At 42.7% G+C, this 4,102-nt stretch carries 5 protein-coding genes; all 5 read right to left on the bottom strand.

Going from position 1 to position 4,102, the window contains the following annotated elements; translation table 11 throughout:
• On the bottom strand, window positions 1–123 hold a 123-nt coding region (locus tag GXZ17_RS10235), incomplete at its 3' end, for a GTP-binding protein (protein WP_409375441.1).
• Window positions 124–141: 18 nt separating this feature from the next.
• Window positions 142–2,232, bottom strand: a complete 2,091-nt coding sequence (gene fusA, locus GXZ17_RS10230) for an elongation factor G (protein WP_409377186.1) — start codon at window positions 2,230–2,232, stop codon at window positions 142–144.
• A gap of 33 nt (window positions 2,233–2,265) precedes the next feature.
• Complete coding sequence (gene rpsG, locus GXZ17_RS10225) at window positions 2,266–2,739, bottom strand: 30S ribosomal protein S7 (protein WP_409377185.1); 474 nt, start codon at window positions 2,737–2,739, stop codon at window positions 2,266–2,268.
• 13 nt (window positions 2,740–2,752) lie between these two features.
• Window positions 2,753–3,127, bottom strand: a complete 375-nt coding sequence (rpsL, locus tag GXZ17_RS10220) for a 30S ribosomal protein S12 (RefSeq protein WP_409377184.1) — start codon at window positions 3,125–3,127, stop codon at window positions 2,753–2,755.
• Window positions 3,128–3,145: 18 nt separating this feature from the next.
• The gene (locus GXZ17_RS10215) at window positions 3,146–3,394 is read right to left on the bottom strand and encodes a L7Ae/L30e/S12e/Gadd45 family ribosomal protein (protein WP_409377183.1); all 249 of its coding nucleotides are present in this window, start codon (window positions 3,392–3,394) and stop codon (window positions 3,146–3,148) included.
• Window positions 3,395–4,102 lie beyond the last annotated feature (708 nt).

The raw sequence follows: 4,102 nt of genomic DNA, 5'->3' as shown, positions 1-4,102 counted from the left end.
TAATCCCATTTTGGATAAAGTCTGAGTCATAGCTGCAGTAAGAGTAGTTTTTCCATGGTCTACGTGTCCAATAGTTCCTACATTAACGTGAGGTTTCTTTCTTTCAAACTTTTGCTTTGCCATAATCCATCTATCCTCCTTCTATCTACTTTTTTCCATAATTTCACTTTTAACAAAAGAGGGAACTTCTTCATAATGGGAAAACTGCATGGTGTAACTGCCTCTTCCCTGAGTAAGAGAACGCAAAGCAGTAGCATAGCCAAACAGTTCCCTGAGAGGAACTAAAGCGTTGACAACCTGTACTGCTCCTCGTGTTTCCATTCCCTCGATTTTTCCTCGCCGAGCATTCAAGTCTCCTATTACCTCTCCTAAGTACTCCTGAGGAATGATAACCTGAACTTTCATAATGGGTTCTAAAATAACCGGTTCAGCTTTCTGGATAGCTTCCTTTACCGCCATAGCTCCGGCAATTTTAAAAGCAATATCCGAAGAATCCACCGGGTGGTAAGAACCGTCTATTAATTTTACTTTAATCCCCACCACTGGAAACCCAGCTATTACACCACTGTCCAGAGCTTCTTTCACTCCGGCTTGAACAGCGGGAATATACTCTCGCGGGATAGCTCCCCCCACTATACGGTCTTCGAAAACAAAATTTTCTTCTGTGGGCTCTACTTCTAAAACCACGTGACCGTATTGCCCTCTTCCACCAGTCTGACGGATGAATTTACCCTCCGCTTTAGCAGACCCTTTGATAGTTTCTTTATAAGCCACCTGAGGCTGACCAACGTTGGCTTCCGCTTTGAACTCCCGCAACAGGCGATCAATTACAATCTCAAGATGTAACTCTCCCATCCCTGAAATTATCGTCTGGGAAGTTTCTTCATCGGTACGCACTCGAAAAGTAGGATCTTCCTCAGATAGCTTGGAAAGAGCAATGGTTAGTTTATCTTGATCTGCCCGGGTCTTAGGCTCGATAGCTACTGAGATAACCGGTTCGGGGAAAGAAAGAGATCCTAAAATAATAGGGTGATTTTCGTCACAGAGAGTGTCACCAGTGGCAGCTTTTCTCAAACCTATGATACCACACAAATCTCCTGCTCTTACTTCATCTACATCTTCTCTATGACTGGCATGAATCATTAACAACCTACTTACTCTTTCTTTCTCTCCCTTAGTAGAATTGTAAACATAACTACCGCTTTTCAAAGAACCAGAGTAAACTCGTAAAAAAGATATTTTCCCCACATGAGGATCACTGGCAATCTTAAAAACCAGGCCAGAAAAAGGCTCCTCAACTGAAGCAAATCTCTGTTCTTTCTCCCCGGTTTTAGGATTAATCCCTTCTACAGGAGGCAAATCCAGAGGAGAGGGAAGATACCAGACGATAGCATCCAATAGGGGATGGATAGCCTTATTCCGGAGAGCAGTCCCCCCTAAAACAGGAATGAATTTACCCGCTATGGTTACTCGTCGAATAGCTTCTCTTATCTCAAGAGGAGAAGGATCTTCTCCTTCTATGTATTTCTCCATTATATGATCATCTAACTCTGCTAAAGCCTCTATCAATTTATGTCTGACATCCCGGGCTTCACTCATGAGCTCAGAAGGAACTTCGGTTATTTCATAATCTGTGCCCTCTCCCTCCGAATCATAAAGATAGGCCTTCATTTCTATTACGTCAACCACGCCCCGAAAATCAGATTCCTTACCTATAGGAACCTGAAGAGGGTGAGCGTTAGCGTTCAGCTTGTGACGAATAGACTGGACTGCAGCATAAAAATCCGCTCCTACTCTATCCAGCTTATTAATAAAAGCAATACGAGGCACGTGATAGTGGTCAGCCTGATACCAGACTGTTTCTGATTGAGGCTCTACCCCTTCCAATCCAGAGAAAACTGCTACTGCTCCATCCAGCACTCGCAAGCTTCTCTCTACCTCTGCAGTAAAGTCCACGTGGCCTGGCGTATCAATGATATTAATACGAAAATCTCTCCAGAAACAGGTAGTAACTGCCGAACTTATAGTTATACCCCGCTCCCGCTCCTGAGGTAGAAAGTCCATAGTAGCTGCCCCTTCATGAACTTCCCCCAGGCGGTGGATTTTCCTGGTATAGTAAAGGATACGCTCGGTAATTGTAGTTTTACCTGCGTCAATATGAGCCATTATTCCAATATTACGAATTTTAGAAATAAGATGTTCTTCAGATTCTGATCGAACTCTATTTGTCATAGTTTTACTCACCTTAAAATTCCTGACCTCCTATTAAAACCAACGATAATGAGCAAAAGCTTTGTTAGCTTCAGCCATTCGGTGCGTGTCTTCTCTCTTTTTAACTGCTCCACCTGTTCCATTAGCTGCATCCATTATCTCTTGAGCTAATTTATCTACCATATCTCTTCCCGGTCGCCCCTGAGCATAGCTAACCAACCAGCGCAACCCCAGACTTTTGCTCCTATCTGGCCTGACTTCCATAGGAACCTGGTAGTTCGCCCCTCCCACTCGACGGGGTCTTACTTCTATAAGGGGCATTACATTGTTTAAAGCCTGGGACAAAACATCCATAGGGTCCCTTTTGGTTTTGTCTCTTATTGTTTCAAAAGCCCCGTAAACAATTTTTTCCGCCACACTTTTCTTTCCTGACCGCATAACTTTATTAATCAAACAAGCTACGTCTACATTATTGTAGACTGGATCAGGAGGTGTCTTTCTTTTAGGAACTGGACCTTTCCTGGGCAACTTCTTCACCTCCTCAAGATTTGGGCTTTTTAGCTCCATACTTGGAGCGAGCTTGTTTTCTATTTTCCACTCCCGCAGTATCCATAGTCCCCCGGACAACGTGATACCGAACCCCGGGCAAATCCTTTACTCTCCCTCCTCTAATGAGGACAATGGAATGCTCCTGCAGATTATGCCCGATACCAGGAATATAAGCGGTAACTTCTATTCCATTGGTAAGCCTCACCCGGGCCACTTTACGTAAAGCCGAATTAGGCTTTTTAGGAGTGATAGTCCACACTCTGGTACAAACCCCTCTTTTTTGAGGGGAGTTTTTCAAAGCTGGAGCACTGCTTTTCTTTTTGGGTTGTTTTCTACCCTGCCTTACCAGTTGATTAACAGTTGGCATTTTATTCCTCCCTTATTCTTAATCTTCAACAATAGCTGCACAAGAAGCCTCTATTTCTATACCACAGGCTAATCCTAAATCTTTAGCCAGAGGCACATATTCCCAGGGTATTTCTCTTTCTTTCAAAATACCGATTAATTCTTTTTGCACTTCTTCATCCACATCACGAGCCAAAAAAACTTTCTTCGCTATATTTTTCTTTATTGCTCTTTCGGTTTCTCGCTTCCCCACCACTATTTTTTTATTTCTCAACTCCTCTATACTCAAAAATACACCCCCAAAAGCAACGGAGCAATTTTAGCAACATTTGTAGAACCTGTCAACTGTTTCCAGGCTATGATTACAAACTATCGCAGGAGTATTTTTATTTTTCTCTTCTATGTAGAGCTTAAACCCCCTCCATATGGCCTCAGGTAGTATATCATCTCTAAATGAAAAATTCCAGCTCGCCCAGGAAAAGTCTTTTAGTTAAACTCTCCGGGGAAATCGATAGCTGGTTTTTTATTATCCAGAGCAAAAGAGAAAATTTTGACCGCTTTGAGGAAAACCCTTCTTACAGAAGGTAATTCTTCTCCAAAAAGAAGATGCGAAACTCCTCTTCTTTCCCTCGCCTTTGCCAGCACCTCCGGTGTTTTTGAGGAGGATTTTCGCCCGAGGCCAGCTTGCTAAAAACATAATAATGCTTGGCTATTATTCAAAGGCGCTTCTATTAAACTAGAAGCCCTCTAAAGCAAAAAATAGAAAGAGTAATTTAATCAAATATCGGATTCGATAAACTTAGTAAAAACGTAAAACCCTAAGTTAATCACTCCATTGGTGATAAAACCAGTTCCACTGCTCGGGATATTGGAGAATGAACTCTCCTAAAACCTGATTGCAGAGAGTCGTTCCCCGAACAATATTTTCCCGATGAGAAGGAGCAGAAGGCCACTCCAGGGGAGGAAGAAAAGCACTTTGATGTTTCAACTCTTCTTC

It is taken from the genome of Candidatus Sordicultor fermentans, assembly GCF_012728195.1.
Taxonomy (GTDB): domain Bacteria; phylum Atribacterota; class Atribacteria; order Atribacterales; family Caldatribacteriaceae; genus Sordicultor; species Sordicultor fermentans.
Note: the sequence above shows the minus strand (reverse complement) of the source record. Positions and strands in the feature narration are given on the sequence as shown.

Bases quoted from the DNA above. Each gene is read 5' to 3' on its own strand.
- fusA (WP_409377186.1), bottom strand. From the start codon at position 2,232: ATGACAAATAGAGTTCGATCAGAATCTGAAGAACATCTTATTTCTAAA.
- rpsL (WP_409377184.1), bottom strand. From the start codon at position 3,127: ATGCCAACTGTTAATCAACTGGTAAGGCAGGGTAGAAAACAACCCAAA.